The organism is Burkholderia sp. LK4 (assembly GCF_001043615.1).
GTDB lineage: Bacteria > Pseudomonadota > Gammaproteobacteria > Burkholderiales > Burkholderiaceae > Burkholderia > Burkholderia cepacia.
In genome coordinates this window covers 1-14,633 of record NZ_LDUL01000077.1, presented here as the reverse complement: position 1 = coordinate 14,633, position 14,633 = coordinate 1, and the positions used below count along the sequence as shown (strand labels likewise).

Genomic DNA, 14,633 nt, shown 5'->3' with positions numbered 1-14,633 from the left:
GCGCGTCGCATACCACCACCACGAGCACAACGAACACGACCCCATTCTCACGGAGCCGAACATGGCCGACCTTCGCTGCACCATCGCGGGCATCACTTCGCCGAATCCCTTCTGGCTGGCGTCCGCGCCGCCGACCGACAAGGCCTACAACGTGAACCGCGCGTTCGAGGCGGGCTGGGGCGGCGTCGTGTGGAAGACGCTCGGGCTCGATCCGCACGTCGTCAACGTCAGTTCGCGCTACGGCGCCGTGCAGTGGAACGGCCAGCGCATCGCGGGGCTGAACAACATCGAGCTGATCACCGACCGTCCGCTCGACGTGAACCTGAGAGAGATCGCGCAGGTGAAGCGCGACTGGCCGGAACGCGCGCTGATCGTGTCGCTGATGGTGCCGTGCAACGAGCGGGACTGGAAGTGGATCTTGCCGCTCGTCGAGGATACGGGCGCCGACGCGGTCGAGCTGAACTTCGGCTGTCCGCACGGGATGAGCGAGCGCGGGATGGGCGCCGCGGTCGGGCAGGTGCCCGAATACGTGGAGATGGTCACGCGCTGGGTGAAGGAAGGCACGAAGCTGCCGTGCCTCGTGAAGCTCACGCCGAACATCAGCGATATCCGGATGGGGTCGCGCGCCGCGTACAAGGGCGGCGCGGACGGCGTGTCGCTGATCAACACGATCAACTCGATCGTCGCGGTCGATCTCGACCACATGGCGCCGATGCCGACCGTGGACGGCAAGGGCACGCACGGCGGCTATTGCGGCCCGGCGGTCAAGCCGATCGCGTTGAACATGGTCGCGGAGATCGCGCGCGACCCGGAAACGCCGAACCTGCCGATCTCCGGCATCGGCGGCATCTCGTCGTGGCGCGACGCGGCCGAGTTCATGGTGCTCGGCGCCGGCAGCGTGCAGGTGTGCACCGCGGCGATGCATTATGGATTCCGGATCGTGTCGGACCTCGCCGACGGCCTGTCGAACTGGATGGACGAGAAGGGCTACGCGACGCTCGACGATATCCGCGGCCGTGCGGTGCCGAACGTGACCGACTGGAAATACCTGAACCTGAAGTACGACATCAAGGCGCGCATCGACCAGGATCGCTGCATCCAGTGCGGGCTGTGCCATATCGCGTGCGAGGACACGTCGCACCAGGCGATCACGGCGACGAAGGACGGCGTGCGTCACTTCGAAGTGGTGGACTCGGAATGCGTCGGGTGCAATCTTTGCATGCATGTGTGTCCGGTCGAGCAATGCATCACGATGGAGCGCGTCGATTCGGGTGACTACGCGAACTGGACCACGCATCCGAACAATCCGGCGAGCGCGGACGCGGGGGCGAGTGCAGGTGCGGCGGCGGCACCCGAGAAACACGCGAAGAAGGCTGCCTGACCGGCGTCCGGCGGCGCGGGAGAGCCCCGCATCGCCGCTTTTCGTTCCACCCGGGTCGGCATCGCATGGTGCCGGCGCCGACGTTTTCGTGGAGTGCGTTCGATGAATCACGCAGCGAATCCCGCCGATCCCGATGGCGCTGCGGCGCAGGGCGGCAGCCTGTACAACGACGACCTCGCGCCGACGACGCCGGCGCAGCGCACGTGGAAGTGGTATCACTTCGCGGCGCTCTGGGTCGGGATGGTGATGAACATTGCGTCGTACATGCTTGCGGCGGGGCTGATCCAGGAAGGCATGTCCCCGTGGCAGGCCGTGACGACGGTGTTGCTCGGCAACCTGATCGTGCTCGTGCCGATGCTGCTGATCGGTCATGCGGGCGCGAAGCACGGGATTCCGTACGCGGTGCTCGTGCGCGCGTCGTTCGGCACGCAGGGCGCGAAGCTGCCGGCGCTGTTGCGCGCGATCGTCGCATGCGGCTGGTACGGGATCCAGACCTGGCTCGGCGGCAGTGCGATCTATACGCTGCTGAACATCCTGACCGGCAACGCGCTGCACGGCGCCGCGCTGCCGGTCGTCGGCATCGGGTTCGGGCAGCTCGCGTGCTTTCTCGTGTTCTGGGCGCTGCAGCTCTACTTCATCTGGCACGGCACCGATTCGATCCGCTGGCTCGAGAGCTGGTCCGCGCCGATCAAGGTCGTGATGTGCGTGGCGCTCGTGTGGTGGGCGACGTCGAAGGCGGGCGGCTTCGGCACGATGCTGTCGGCGCCGTCGCAGTTCGCGGCGGGCGGCAAGAAGGCCGGGCTGTTCTGGGCGACCTTCTGGCCGGGCCTGACCGCGATGGTCGGCTTCTGGGCGACGCTCGCGCTGAACATCCCCGATTTCACGCGCTTCGCGCATTCGCAGCGCGACCAGGTGATCGGCCAGTCGATCGGGCTGCCGTTGCCGATGGCACTGCTGTCGGTGGTATCGGTCGTCGTGACGTCCGCGACCGTCGTGATCTACGGCAACGCGATCTGGGATCCGATCGACCTGACGAGCCGGATGACGGGCATCGGCGTGGGCATCGCGCTCGTGATCCTCACGCTCGACACGATGTGCTGCAACCTCGCCGCGAATCTCGTCGGCCCGGCCTACGATTTCTCGAGCCTGTGGCCGAAGGGGATCTCGTACCGCACCGGCGGGATGATCACCGCGACCATCGCGATCGTGATGATGCCGTGGAAGATCCTCGCGACGACGGACGGCTACATCTTCACCTGGCTCGTCGGTTATTCGGCGCTGCTTGGGCCCGTGGCGGGGATCATGATGGTCGACTACTTCCTGATTCGCGGCACGCGGCTCGACACGCGCGCGCTGTTCGACGAACGCGGCGGCTTCAGCTACGCGCGCGGCTGGAACCCGGCCGCGCTGGCCGCGCTCGCGGTCGGCGTGCTGCCGAACCTGCCCGGCTTCCTGCACACGGCATTTCCGGCGTCGTTCCCGAACGTGCCGGCGTTCTTCAACACGCTTTACACGTACGCGTGGTTCGTCGGCCTCGTGCTGGCGTCGGGCGTGTACGGCACCTGGATGAAGTGGCGCGCCGGACAGCGCGCGCAGATCGCGAGCGCGTGACACGCGCGATGCGCTTCATGCGTGCGATGCGGCACCCGACAGTCAACGAGGAGGCAACCCCATGGCAATCCTGATTCGCGGCGGCACCGTGGTCGATGCGGACCGCTCCTATCGCGCCGACGTTCTGTGCGCGGACCCTGAAGACGGCGGCACGATCCTCCAGATCGCCGAGCAGATCGACGCGCCGGCCGGCGCGAGCGTCGTCGACGCGCACGACCAGTACGTGATGCCGGGCGGCATCGATCCGCATACGCACATGGAACTGCCGTTCATGGGCACGACCGCGAGCGACGATTTCTACTCGGGCACGGCCGCCGGGCTCGCCGGCGGCACGACGAGCATCATCGACTTCGTGATCCCGAGCCCGAAGCAGCCGCTGATGGACGCGTTCCGCGAATGGCGCGGCTGGGCCGAGAAGGCGGCGGCCGACTACGGCTTCCACGTGGCCGTGACGTGGTGGGACGAGAGCGTGCATCGCGACATGGGTACGCTCGTGCGCGAGCACGGCGTGTCGAGCTTCAAGCACTTCATGGCGTACAAGAACGCGATCATGGCCGACGACGAGGTGCTCGTGAACAGCTTCTCGCGTTCGCTCGAACTCGGCGCGCTGCCGACCGTGCACGCCGAGAACGGCGAGCTCGTGTTCCAGCTGCAGAAGGCGCTGCTCGCGCGCGGGATGACGGGGCCGGAGGCGCATCCGCTGTCGCGGCCGCCGGAGGTCGAAGGCGAGGCCGCGAACCGCGCGATCCGCATCGCGCAGGTGCTCGGCGTGCCCGTGTACATCGTGCACGTCTCCGCGAAGGACGCGGTGGATGCGATCACGCGCGCACGCAGCGAGGGGCTGCGCGTGTTCGGCGAGGTGCTGCCGGGCCACCTGGTGATCGACGAGGCCGTTTATCGCGATCCGGACTGGACGCGCGCGGCCGCGCACGTAATGAGCCCGCCGTTCCGCTCGGCCGAGCATCGCGAGGCGCTGTGGCGCGGGCTGCAGGCGGGGCAACTGCATACGACGGCGACCGACCACTGCGTGTTCTGCGCGTCGCAGAAGGCGATGGGCCGCGACGATTTCACGAAGATCCCGAACGGCTGCGGCGGGGTCGAGGATCGCATGTCGGTGCTGTGGCATCACGGCGTGAATCACGGCCGCATCACGCCGAACGAGTTCGTGCGGATCACGTCGACGAATGCCGCGCAGATCTTCAACCTGTATCCGCGCAAGGGCGCCGTGCAGGTGGGCGCCGATGCCGACCTCGTCGTGTGGGACCCTGCCGCGACGAAGACGATCTCGGTGAAGACCCATCACCAGCAGGTCGACTTCAACGTGTTCGAGGGGATGACGGTGCAGGGCGTCGCGACGCATACGCTCACGCGCGGCGCACTCGCATGGGCCGACGGCGAATTGCGCGCGGTGCGCGGCGCGGGCCGCTACCTGAAGCGCCCGCCGGCCGCTGGCTACTACGAGGCCGCGCGGATCGCGAACCGGCTGCGCGAACCGCATCCGGTCGAGCGCGCCGGCTGAACGGTGCGTAACGTGTGTAACGTGCGGGGCGTGTCGGGTCGAGCGGCACGCCCCGCCCCGCATGCTTCCTCTTGCCTTCCCGTGCATGCCGGCACTGCTTCTGCCTGCTGCTCCCCATCCCGCCAGTTCTCTCAGTATTTGGGACGGATCGTGGCGTGATCCCGTCTTGCCAATCTCCCGGTATGTAGAAGAACTGAGCAAGTCGACGAAGCACGCGACGTTGCTCGAACGCGGCCATTTTGTTTGCGTTGTCGGCGTGCATGCCGGCGAGTAATATCCACCGACGGCGTTTCGCAGGTATGCCGGGCCTGCCCGCCGAACAGTCCAACAACATTGAGAGCAAGGAGTACGAGGTGGATATTCTGCGCAGTCTCCTGGGTATGCTGTTCCTGCTGCTGGTGGCCTATCTGCTGTCGAACAACCGGCGCGCGGTGAGCGGCCGGACCATGATCGCCGCGCTGTGCACGCAACTGGCGATCGGCGCGCTGGTGCTGTTCGTGCCGTCCGGCCGCACGGCGCTGGCGGCGGCCGCGAACGGCGTCAATCGCGTGCTCGACATGGGCAATCACGGCATCGCGTTCGTGTTCGGCGGGCTCGTCGACAGCAAGATGTTCCAGCTGTTCGGCGACGGCGGGTTCGTGTTCGGCCTGCGCGTGCTGCCGATGATCATCTTCGTGACCGCACTGATCGCGGTGCTGTACTACATCGGCGTGATGAAATGGATCGTCGCGATCCTCGGCGCCGCACTGGCGAAAGTGCTCGGCGTGAGCCGCATCGAGGCGTGCTCGGCCGTCGCGACGATCTTTCTCGGGCAGAGCGAGATGCCCGCGCTCGTGAAGCCGTTCGTGCGGAACATGACGAGCGCCGAGATCTTCACGGTGATGGCGAGCGGCATGGCGTCGGTCGCCGGTTCGGTGCTGGTCGGCTATGCCGGCCTCGGCGTGAAGATGGAATACCTGCTCGCCGCGTCGTTCATGGCGGTGCCCGGCGGACTGCTGTTCGGCAAGCTGCTGTTTCCGACGGTCGAGCCGAGCCGCGTCGTGGTCGACGGGCTCGATTTCGACGACAAGCGCGCCGCCAACGTGATCGAGGCGGCGGCGTCGGGCGCGTCGGTCGGGCTGCGGATCGCGATCAACGTCGGTGCGATGCTGATCGCGTTCGTCGGGCTCATCGCGCTGATGAACCTCATCGTCAGCGGCGTGGCGGCGTTCGCGGGCTTTCCGCAGATCACGCTCGTGGGTATCATCGGCCACCTGTTCGCGCCGCTCGCGTGGATCATCGGCGTGCCGTGGCACGACGCGGCGCTGGCCGGCAACTTCATCGGCGAGAAGCTGATCTTCAACGAGTTCGTCGCGTATGGCGACCTGTCGCCGTACCTGAAGAGCGGCGAGCACGTCGCGGCGGCCGGCCTGCAGGTGCTCGACCCGAAGACGCTCGCGATCGTGTCGTTCGCGCTGTGCGGCTTCGCGAACTTCTCGTCGATCGCGATCCTCGCGGGCGGCTTCAGCGCGGTCGCGCCCGAGCGCCGCTCGGAAGTCGCGCGACACGGCCTGCGCGCACTGACGGCCGCAACGCTGTCGAACCTGATGAGCGCGGCGATTGCGGGCCTGTTCTTTTCGCTTCATTGAACTTGCGCCTGAACCTGAACGATCGAGGAGAGGCAACGATGTTTTTACCGCAGGAATTCATTCGCCGGAAGCGCGACGGGCAGGCGCTCGATCGCGACGGGATCGCCGCGTTCGTGCGCGGCGTGACCGACGGCAGCGTGACCGAGGGCCAGGTGGCCGCGTTCGCGATGGCCGTGTTTTTCAACGACCTGAGCACCGACGAGCGCGTTGCGCTGACGCTCGCGCAGCGCGACTCGGGCGACGTGCTCGACTGGCGCGCGCTCGATCTCGGCGGGCCGGTGATCGACAAGCATTCGACCGGCGGCGTCGGCGATGTCGTGTCGCTGATGCTCGGGCCGATGGTCGCCGCGTGCGGCGGCTACGTGCCGATGATCTCGGGGCGCGGGCTCGGCCATACCGGCGGCACGCTCGACAAGCTGAGCGCGATTCCCGGCTACGACGTGACGCCCGATACGGACGTGTTTCGTCGCACGGTGCGCGAGGTCGGCGTCGCGATCATCGGGCAGACGGCGCGGCTCGCGCCGGCCGACAAGCGCATCTATGCGATTCGCGACGTGACGGCGACCGTCGAATCGGTCGCGATGATCACCGCGTCGATCCTGTCGAAGAAACTCGCGGCCGGGCTCGACGGGCTCGTGATGGACGTCAAGGTCGGCTCCGGCGCGTTCATGCCGACGGCGGAGAAATCGGCGGAACTGGCGCGCAGCATCGTCGACGTCGGCAACGGCGCCGGCATGAAGACGACCGCGATCCTCACCGACATGAACCAGTCGCTCGCGCCGTGCGCGGGCAATGCGCTCGAAGTGGCATGCGCGATCGATTACCTGACGGGCAAGTCGCGCCCGGCGCGCCTGCATGACGTCACGATGGCGCTGTCGGCGGAGTTGCTCGTCACCGGCGGGTTGGCGCGCGACGTCGAGGCGGCGCGCGTGAAGTTGCAGCATGCGCTCGATTCGGGGGCGGCGGCGGAACGCTTCGCGAAGATGGTCACGGCGCTCGGCGGCCCCGCGGACCTGATCGACGCACCCGCGCGTCATCTCGCGCGGGCGGAGGTGATCGTACCGGTTCCGTCGCGCGTGAGCGGCGTCGTGCAGCGGGTCGATTGCCGCGCGCTCGGGCTCGCGGTCGTCGCGCTCGGCGGCGGCCGCACGCGCGCGGCGGACGCGATCGACTACCGTGTCGGCCTGACGGCGCTCGCGGAGATCGGGCAGCATGTCGAAGCCGGCCAGCCGCTCGGCCATGTGCATGCCCGCGATGCAGCCGCCGCGGCGCACGCGGTGGAGGCGATCCAGCGCAGCTATGTGCTGGGCGACACGGGCGCTGCGCCGCCGACCCTCTATCAGCGGATCGGCTGACCGCGCACGGTGCGGATACCGGCGATCGCTTCACGCCACGGGCGCATCGTGGCGGCCGGGTTGCGCCCGCGCCGATGCGCCCCGGCACACAATCGGAGGCACGACGAGATGGAACGACACGAACTGATCGAAGCGGCGAAGGCGGCGCGCGAACGCGCGTATGCGCCGTATTCCCGCTTCAAGGTTGGCGCCGCGCTGCTGGCGCGCGACGGGACGGTTTTTCACGGCTGCAATGTCGAGAACGCGTCTTACGGACTCTGCAACTGCGCGGAACGCACGGCGATGTTTGCGGCCATCGCCGCCGGTTATCGTCCGGGGGATTTCACGCGGCTTGCGGTCGTGGGCGACACGGACGGCCCGATCGCGCCGTGCGGCGCCTGCCGCCAGGTGATCATCGAGATCGGCACGCCGGACATCGAAGTGATCCTGGCGAACCTGCACGGGGCCGTCAGCGTCACGACGGCCGACGCATTGCTGCCGGGCGCGTTCCGCTTGTAACGAACGGCGCGCGCGACGGCGCGCCGCTCACGTCACGCGCCGTCGCGCGCTTCGCGGATCGGGATCACCGTGCGCGCGCCGCACTGGCGCAGCAGGTCGCGCAGCTCGTTGATGACCGGAAACACCTCGTGATTCCAGTCGGCGCCCTGCCGGTCATGCGCTTCCTGCTCGCGCTCGACGATCCAGCGATCCTCGCGGAAGATGCGCTCGGTGAACCAGACGAGCAGCGGCCACGCGAGATCGAGCGCGAACGGTATGCCGGGCTTGTGGATCGACAGCAGTCCGAACGTGCGGTTGGTGCGCTGCTCCGCGTCGAGCGGGACGTAGACGATCCACAGGTCCATCACGAGCGTGCCTTCGCTCGAGCGGATCTGCAGTGTCTGGTACGGATAACCGGTGCGCACCGTCATCACGCTCTTGTTCGCCTGCTCGCCCGGCTTCTTGCTCGCGCCGAACACGAGCGCCTCGCCGACCGGCTGCTTGCCTTCCATCCGCGCGAACGTGTAGTCCACCTCGACCCAGTCGTCGCCGCGGCGCCGGCCGACCGAGCGCGCACGCATCTGCCCCATCTGCTTGCGATGCAGGAACTGATGGTTCATGTCCATCAGGTTCTCGTGCATGAACGAGTAGTGGCACTTGACCTCGCGGCCGAAGCGGCGCGTCTTGAACGCGCGATCGTCCGCCGATTCGAGCGCGGGGAACGGCCGCGAGTCGGCGAGCGTCGCGTCGCCCGGGAACACGAAGATCAGCCCGTGCGCTTCGCGGCACGGATACGCGCGCACGCCGTTGGGCAGGCGCTCGCGGCCGAGGTACGGCACGTCGACGCAGCGGCCGCTGTCGCACGCGTAGGTCCAGCCGTGATAGCAGCAGCGCAGCGTCTCGCCGCTCACGACGCCCGCGTGCAGCGGCACCTGCCGGTGCGCGCAACGATCCTCGAGCGCGTACACGGCGCCGGATTCGGTGCGCACGAGCACGATCGGTTCGCCGGCGAAGCGCACGCCGAGCGTCTTGCCGCGTTTCAGCTCGCGCGACCACGCGAGCGGGTACCAGTGATCGGGATGAATCGGCACGCGGCGCAAGTCGCGCACGGCCGCGCCGGAAGAGGGTTCTCCAAGGGTGCCGCTGTCAGGGAAGGGCACTGCTCGCATGCGTGACGCCTCCGGGCTGGACTGGAATTCCGGGCGCCGCAAGATGCGGCGGGGATCTGGAGAAGTCTACGCGAAGTTGCCGGTCGCGGCGGACGCGATGCGGGTTTGCCCCGGCACGGCGGCCGCGGCTTCGTTGATGCAGCGCAAACCGGATCGCGGGCGGCTCGCGCCGGCCGTGCGTGGCAGCACGGGCTTCGGCCGCGCGGCAGGCGTTACCCGGTCAACCGGTCACCCCGTCATGCGGCGGCGTGACCACGTGACCGCGTGACCGCGTGACCGCGTGGCGGTCACGAGCGCGCATCGCGCCACAGCACCGCGTCGGTGCGGTACAGCGCCGGGAAGTACTGCTTCAACCCGGCGATCTTCGGCATGTCGTTGTACGCGATGTACGGCGCGTCGGGGTGCAGCTCGAGGTAGTTCTGGTGGTAGGCCTCGGCCGGGTAGAACCCCTTGTAGTCCTCGACACGCGTGACGACCGGCGCCCGAAACACGTGCGCGGTGCCGAGCTGCGCGATGTACGCGCTCGCGACCGCGCGTTGCTGCGCGGTGGTCGGGAAGATCGCCGACCGGTATTGCGACCCTTCGTCGGGGCCCTGCCGGTTGAGCTCGGTCGGATCGTGCGCGACCGAGAAGAACACCTGCAGAAGCCGGCCGTAGGTGATCTGGGTCGGGTCGTAGACGATGCGAACCGATTCCGCATGCCCGGTCAGTCCCGAGCCGACGAGCGCATAGTGCGCGGTTTCGGACGCACCGCCCGCATAGCCGGCCGTGACCTGCTTCACGCCCTTCACGTGTTCGAATACGCCTTGCACGCCCCAGAAGCAGCCGCCGGCCAGCACGGCCGTCTCGTCATGCGATGCGCCGGGCGTTTCGTCGAGCGTGGGCGCGGGGACGGTGCGCATCGGCTCGGCGGAGTTGACGATGCGCTGGTAGCCGAACACGGCTAGCGCCGCGACGGCGATGGCGCCGATGCGGCGCAGCATCGCCGTGCGCCGTTGCGGCGCGGAACCGCGGGGGGAGATGGTGTTCACGGTGTGCTCCTTCGGAAGGCGGAATGGAAAGCGTGGCCCGGACGCGGCGCCGGTGCGCCGCCCCCGGCCGGGATCAGCCGAACGTGAACGCATAGGCATTCACGCCGGGATCGAGAAACTCGATCGAGAACGTGCGATCGGCGATCGCGCCGGGTTGCCGGACCAGCTGGTACAGGCGTTGCCCGGTCACGGTGCCGTAGCCTTGCGCATCGACGTCGCTGCCGTGCGCGGCGCCGGGGGCCGCGCCGTCAAGCGTCACGCGAAAGCGCACCGGCTTGCCGTCCTCGCCGGGGCCGAGCACCAGGTGCAAGTCGCGCGCATGGAAGCGGTAGACGATGCGGCCGGCGGGTGCCGCGAGCGTCGCGCGTTCGGCGCCGACCCGCCACATGCCGGCGAGGCCCCAGTCGTTCAGATCGGGACGGGCCGGCTCGGCATAGTGATACGCCGCATCCCGCACCACGCCGCCGGGCGACACGAAATCCTCGGCGCGTGCGTAGCCGACATAGGTCTCGGGCGAGCGGACGTCCGCGCTGTCGGCCGCCGCGAGCGCACCCTTCGCGGGCGCGCCGGCGAGTCCGAGCGGCACGTTCAGCGCTTCCGGATGGCCTGCCTCGGCGAGCAGCGACTGGATCGCGCGCTCCGACTCCGCGTACTCGCCTTCGCCGAAGTGGTGTCGGCGCACGCGGCCCTGCGCGTCGACGAAGTAGTGCGCGGGCCAGTATTCGTTGTTGAATGCGCGCCAGATCGCGAAGCGGTTGTCGATCGCGACCGGGAAGTCGATGCCGAGGTCGTGCACGGCCTTCTTCACGTTTCCGATGTCGCGTTCGAACGCGAATTCGGGTGCGTGCACACCGATCACGACGAGTCCGTACGGCGCGTACTTGCGCGCCCACGCGGTCGTGTACGGCAGCGTGCGCAGGCAGTTGATGCACGAATAGGTCCAGAAATCGACCAGTACCACCTTGCCGCGCAGGCCGGCCGCCGTCAGCGGCGGCGAGTTCAGCCACTGCACCGCGCCGTCGAGCGACGGCAATGTGCCTTCGACGGGCAGCGCAGCCGGCGCATGCGTCGCGTCTACCACGCGCATCATCGCGCCGCCGGCACCGTTCGCGACACCGTTGGCCGAGCCCTCCGCCCCGTGTTCTGCCACGTTTTCCGCCGAACCGCCGGCCGGTGCCATTGCCGCCGGCGTGCCGTTGGCACGCCCGCCGAGCCGGTCGACGAGCTTCGTTTCGAGTCCGCCCGTCGTGACGGTCGACAGTTGTGCGAGCGCGCCCGTATCGAGGCCGAGCGCGATCGCACCGACGCCGGCCAGCAGCGCCGCGCCGATTCCGCGCTTGATCCATTCGCCGGCGCCGAGCGAGCGCTTCATCGCGGCGAACACCTTGCCGCCGATCACCAGCGCGACGCCGAGCGACGTCGCCGCGCCGGCCGCATACGCGACCAGCAGCAGCGTCGTGCCGACGCTTGCGCCGCGCAGCGCGGCGCCGGTCAGCACGAGCCCGAGGATCGGGCCCGCGCACGGCGCCCACAGCAGGCCGGTCGCGACGCCGAGCAGCAGCGACGACGCGGGGCCGGCCGGGCGGCCGTCGCGTTGCGCGAAGCCGGTGAGGCGGTTGCCGGCGGCGACGAGCGGTCGCGTCAGGTGCTCCGCGAGACGCGGCATCAGCAGCGTCAGGCCGAACACCGCGAGCAGCACGATGGCGACCCAGCGGCCGGCCTGGTTGGCTTGCGCGACCCAGCCGCCGCCGACGGCCGCGAGCGTCGCGACGACGGCGAACGTGAGGGCCATGCCGGCCAGCAGCGGCAGGCCGGTGCGTACGAACGGCTGGTCGGCGCGCGCGAACACGAACGGCAGCACGGGCAGGATGCACGGGCTCAGGATCGTGAGCACGCCGCCGAGATAGGCAAGGACGATGAGCAGCATGGTGCGTTCTCCAGTCGATCAGGCGTGGGGCCGGATCAGGCGGTGGCGGGGTGGAAGGCGAGGGCGAGGCCGTTCATGCAGTAGCGCAGGCCGGTCGGCGGCGGGCCGTCGTCGAACACGTGGCCGAGATGGCCGCCGCAGCGGCGGCAGTGCACTTCGGTGCGGATCATCCCGAACGACGCGTCGGTGTGGGTGGCGACCGCGTGGTCGAGCGGCTTCCAGAAGCTCGGCCAGCCTGTATGGCTGTCGAACTTGGCGGCCGACGAGAACAGCGCGAGGTCGCAGCCGGCGCACGCGAACGTGCCGTGCCGGTGCTCGTCGTTCAGCGGGCTGGTGTACGGGCGCTCGGTGCCGGCTTCGCGCAGGACCGTGTACTGGGCGGGCGTGAGCCGGCGATGCCATTCGGCGTCGCTGAGGGTGACTTCGAAAGGCGCGGCCGTCTGCGGGGTGGCCGGCGGCGCGGCGAACGCGCGGCCGACCAGCGCGCGGCGGCCGACGGACGACAGGGTCGCAAGCGCGGCGAGGCCGGTGGCGCCGGCGAACAGCAGATGTCTGCGGGTGGGCATGATGGGCTCCTGGCAGCAGGTCCTGAAAACATGCGCCCATCGTAGTCAGCGGCCGGTGTCGAAGTCCTCACGGAAAGTTAAACGAATCGTGAAGTCTGGGGTGTTGGGTTGGGGCGCTGGAATCTGTCGAAGCCCCGGCTGGCAAGGGCCTTCGACAGGGGGACCTGCCGATGTTTACCGGGCGCCTGTTCGTGCCGCGATTTTTAGTGTCTTTTTAGTGTTCGTCGAGAGGCGCGGCGAATCCGGAGTTTGGCTGGCCGGTCGAATCGGACAGGGACACGAGCGTTGTTTGACTGCGGTCATGCATCACGCCGAACGTGCGATGCGCGTTGATAGACGGATGAGTTTGCAAGCTAGCGCGACCGACGTGTGGTGCGCGTGTGGACGCGGAAGTTTGACAGTTTTTTCGTAGAAACTTCAGGGGGCGAGTTAGGACGTGTGCGGTTGTGCAGTGAAAGACGTGCGCGATGCGCTCCGCCGAAGTGGTCCATTTCGAGGCAGGATCCGGCGGAATGAAGGGGAACATAGTAAAGGCTAGGTTACCCTTCATTTCGGGACAGGCATGCGCCTGCGACTGATTTCGTGACTCGTTTAACTACTTTTGTATCTGCCGCAGTGGGAGCGGCTGCTGCGGACACGGCAAGTGCGTATACCCGCCCGATCTCGCCGCCGGCAGCCGGAAGATGACGATGGGCGCATTCTCTCCGCGGCGCGGGGAGAATGCGGGAGCGCGCTCGCCAGGGTTCCGCCGGTATCGAGATTCCGATAACGTGGCCATGGCTTGGCGCTGCCTGCCGACACCGATTTCTTCGATCCTGATAAGGCGACCGAGCTGATCCTGCTTCCCTGGTGGCTGACGTTCACCGCATGGTCAATGCCGCGCGGGCTGGCGCGACGGTCGCCGTCGATGCTGCATTGACGTTGCTCTACTGGCAGATCGGCCGTCATGTTCGGGAAGATGTGCGGCGCGGTGAGCGCACCGGCAATTCGCAACAGACCGCTCCGGCGCTTGCCCGTGCGCTGACCGCCTAGTATGGAAGTGGCTGGAGCGAGCAGCAGTTGCGTCAATGCGTGGGTGTGCTTAGGTCTTTCCTGACGAACCAATTTTCTCCGCAGTGCGGAGAGAATTGAGCTGGACCCGCCTGAAGACACGGATGTATCTCGACGTTCCGCTCAAGTGCGACTTCTGCATCGAGCTCTGCCGCCTGGAACGCTGGTCGGGCGCACGTTTCCGAGGTAGGCGCCCTCGCGTTGATACTGGACACTGGCCTCGACCACGTGGTCAGCAAGTCCTATTTGAACGGCTGGGAAGAGGCGCCGGCGTGCCTGGTCAGATGTTTCACACGATCTATTCGACGTCATGCGAGCAGGGGCGGACCGTGGCCTGCGTCTCGATGATGCCGGTGCGGTTGATAGTGGTGCCGTTTGTGATCGGAGGGGTACGCCGTCTGAGCCTACCGAACGTTGTGTGCGTCAAGTTCCGCAGCTACGCCTTACACATCGCCTGCCGTGGGCGGGTAGTCGGTTTCCTGCATCGCCCGCGAAGTTCGGGTGATTCCCCTAGAAAGCGAACGGCGTCAAGTCTTTGGCTGGCGTTCGGCGAGCTTGGCGTTGAATTCATCAAGGAGCGCTTGAACGAGGCCCGACGCAAAGCGCTGGTCTCGCACCAAGGCATCATCGTCGGCCTGGTAGTGGAATTTCGCGTAACCGACTGATCCGACCTTTTCGTATCCCTCGCCATGTTCGTCATCGCAGAAGCGGCGGTGCAGGGCCGAGAGTCCTGCTTCGATCGCGCCGGGATGGGTCTGCGACAACGCGCGCTGCACGAACTGTTCGGCAACCTCGTCGATCTTCCCCGCGTACCGCAGCACATGGATGAGGTCGGCCGCATCCTTGTTTTCCATGCGGTCGTCTAGCGCCAAGGCCTTCAGAATGACGAAGGCAGGCGGGCCTGTCAGGAATTTCGTGT

The 14,633-nt window shown here is 67.8% G+C and carries 12 protein-coding genes and 1 pseudogene; 8 read left to right on the top strand and 5 right to left on the bottom strand.

Annotated elements, in window-relative coordinates; genetic code table 11:
* The first annotated feature begins 61 nt into the window (after positions 1–61).
* The 6 genes from preA to VK92_RS32940 all read left to right on the top strand — a co-directional run bounded on the left by preA (position 62) and on the right by VK92_RS32940 (position 7,992).
* Positions 62–1,381 carry an NAD-dependent dihydropyrimidine dehydrogenase subunit PreA gene (preA, locus tag VK92_RS32965; protein WP_021156780.1) on the top strand — a complete coding sequence of 440 codons (1,320 nt, stop codon included), beginning with the start codon at positions 62–64 and terminating at the stop codon, positions 1,379–1,381.
* A gap of 102 nt (positions 1,382–1,483) precedes the next feature.
* Positions 1,484–2,992 (top strand): NCS1 family nucleobase:cation symporter-1, encoded by a 1,509-nt coding sequence (locus VK92_RS32960; RefSeq protein ID WP_048029018.1) that lies wholly within the window; start codon positions 1,484–1,486, stop codon positions 2,990–2,992.
* A gap of 61 nt (positions 2,993–3,053) precedes the next feature.
* Positions 3,054–4,511, top strand: a complete 1,458-nt coding sequence (gene hydA, locus VK92_RS32955; RefSeq protein WP_021156782.1) for a dihydropyrimidinase — start codon at positions 3,054–3,056, stop codon at positions 4,509–4,511.
* Between the two features lie 353 nt (positions 4,512–4,864).
* Positions 4,865–6,139 (top strand): NupC/NupG family nucleoside CNT transporter, encoded by a 1,275-nt coding sequence (locus VK92_RS32950; protein ID WP_042972929.1) that lies wholly within the window; start codon positions 4,865–4,867, stop codon positions 6,137–6,139.
* Positions 6,140–6,177: 38 nt separating this feature from the next.
* Positions 6,178–7,494: a thymidine phosphorylase gene (gene deoA / locus VK92_RS32945; protein WP_048029037.1), complete on the top strand. Its 1,317-nt coding sequence runs from the start codon at positions 6,178–6,180 to the stop codon at positions 7,492–7,494.
* Positions 7,495–7,602: 108 nt separating this feature from the next.
* Positions 7,603–7,992: a cytidine deaminase gene (locus VK92_RS32940; RefSeq protein ID WP_048029016.1), complete on the top strand. Its 390-nt coding sequence runs from the start codon at positions 7,603–7,605 to the stop codon at positions 7,990–7,992.
* A gap of 32 nt (positions 7,993–8,024) precedes the next feature.
* Here the strand turns inward: VK92_RS32940 and VK92_RS32935 are convergent, their stop codons facing one another.
* Positions 8,025–9,140 (bottom strand): aromatic ring-hydroxylating oxygenase subunit alpha, encoded by a 1,116-nt coding sequence (locus VK92_RS32935; protein ID WP_042972892.1) that lies wholly within the window; start codon positions 9,138–9,140, stop codon positions 8,025–8,027.
* Between VK92_RS32935 and VK92_RS42160 the strand changes: the two genes are divergently transcribed.
* Entirely contained in the window at positions 9,139–9,408 is a 270-nt protein-coding gene (locus VK92_RS42160) for a hypothetical protein (RefSeq protein ID WP_131723350.1), read from the top strand. The two genes, VK92_RS32935 and VK92_RS42160, sit on opposite strands and share 2 nt — an antisense overlap.
* A gap of 19 nt (positions 9,409–9,427) precedes the next feature.
* Here the strand turns inward: VK92_RS42160 and msrA are convergent, their stop codons facing one another.
* The 3 genes from msrA to msrB all read right to left on the bottom strand — a co-directional run bounded on the left by msrA (position 9,428) and on the right by msrB (position 12,664).
* Positions 9,428–10,123 (bottom strand): peptide-methionine (S)-S-oxide reductase MsrA, encoded by a 696-nt coding sequence (gene msrA / locus VK92_RS32930; protein WP_048029014.1) that lies wholly within the window; start codon positions 10,121–10,123, stop codon positions 9,428–9,430.
* A 121-nt stretch (positions 10,124–10,244) separates the two neighbouring features.
* Positions 10,245–12,098: a cytochrome c biogenesis protein DipZ gene (locus VK92_RS32925; RefSeq protein WP_048029012.1), complete on the bottom strand. Its 1,854-nt coding sequence runs from the start codon at positions 12,096–12,098 to the stop codon at positions 10,245–10,247.
* Positions 12,099–12,133: 35 nt separating this feature from the next.
* Entirely contained in the window at positions 12,134–12,664 is a 531-nt protein-coding gene (gene msrB, locus VK92_RS32920; RefSeq protein ID WP_021156789.1) for a peptide-methionine (R)-S-oxide reductase MsrB, read from the bottom strand.
* Positions 12,665–13,531: 867 nt separating this feature from the next.
* On the opposite strand from msrB, the gene VK92_RS43200 reads away from it, so the two are divergent.
* Positions 13,532–13,696 (top strand): hypothetical protein, encoded by a 165-nt coding sequence (locus VK92_RS43200; RefSeq protein WP_220497932.1) that lies wholly within the window; start codon positions 13,532–13,534, stop codon positions 13,694–13,696.
* A gap of 545 nt (positions 13,697–14,241) precedes the next feature.
* On the opposite strand, the pseudogene VK92_RS42655 reads toward VK92_RS43200, so the two are convergent.
* Positions 14,242–14,633 (bottom strand): annotated as a pseudogene (locus VK92_RS42655) (hypothetical protein); the annotation flags it as partial.

What these genes read in the sequence shown, in the direction of transcription:
- msrA (WP_048029014.1), bottom strand. Translation starts at nt 10,123, where the DNA reads ATGCTGCGCCGCATCGGCGCCATCGCCGTCGCGGCGCTAGCCGTGTTC.
- VK92_RS43200 (WP_220497932.1), top strand. Translation starts at nt 13,532, where the DNA reads ATGGTCAATGCCGCGCGGGCTGGCGCGACGGTCGCCGTCGATGCTGCA.
- preA (WP_021156780.1), top strand. Translation starts at nt 62, where the DNA reads ATGGCCGACCTTCGCTGCACCATCGCGGGCATCACTTCGCCGAATCCC.
- msrB (WP_021156789.1), bottom strand. Translation starts at nt 12,664, where the DNA reads ATGCCCACCCGCAGACATCTGCTGTTCGCCGGCGCCACCGGCCTCGCC.
- VK92_RS32925 (WP_048029012.1), bottom strand. Translation starts at nt 12,098, where the DNA reads ATGCTGCTCATCGTCCTTGCCTATCTCGGCGGCGTGCTCACGATCCTG.
- VK92_RS32960 (WP_048029018.1), top strand. Translation starts at nt 1,484, where the DNA reads ATGAATCACGCAGCGAATCCCGCCGATCCCGATGGCGCTGCGGCGCAG.
- VK92_RS32935 (WP_042972892.1), bottom strand. Translation starts at nt 9,140, where the DNA reads ATGCGAGCAGTGCCCTTCCCTGACAGCGGCACCCTTGGAGAACCCTCT.
- deoA (WP_048029037.1), top strand. Translation starts at nt 6,178, where the DNA reads ATGTTTTTACCGCAGGAATTCATTCGCCGGAAGCGCGACGGGCAGGCG.
- VK92_RS42160 (WP_131723350.1), top strand. Translation starts at nt 9,139, where the DNA reads ATGCGTGACGCCTCCGGGCTGGACTGGAATTCCGGGCGCCGCAAGATG.
- VK92_RS32940 (WP_048029016.1), top strand. Translation starts at nt 7,603, where the DNA reads ATGGAACGACACGAACTGATCGAAGCGGCGAAGGCGGCGCGCGAACGC.
- hydA (WP_021156782.1), top strand. Translation starts at nt 3,054, where the DNA reads ATGGCAATCCTGATTCGCGGCGGCACCGTGGTCGATGCGGACCGCTCC.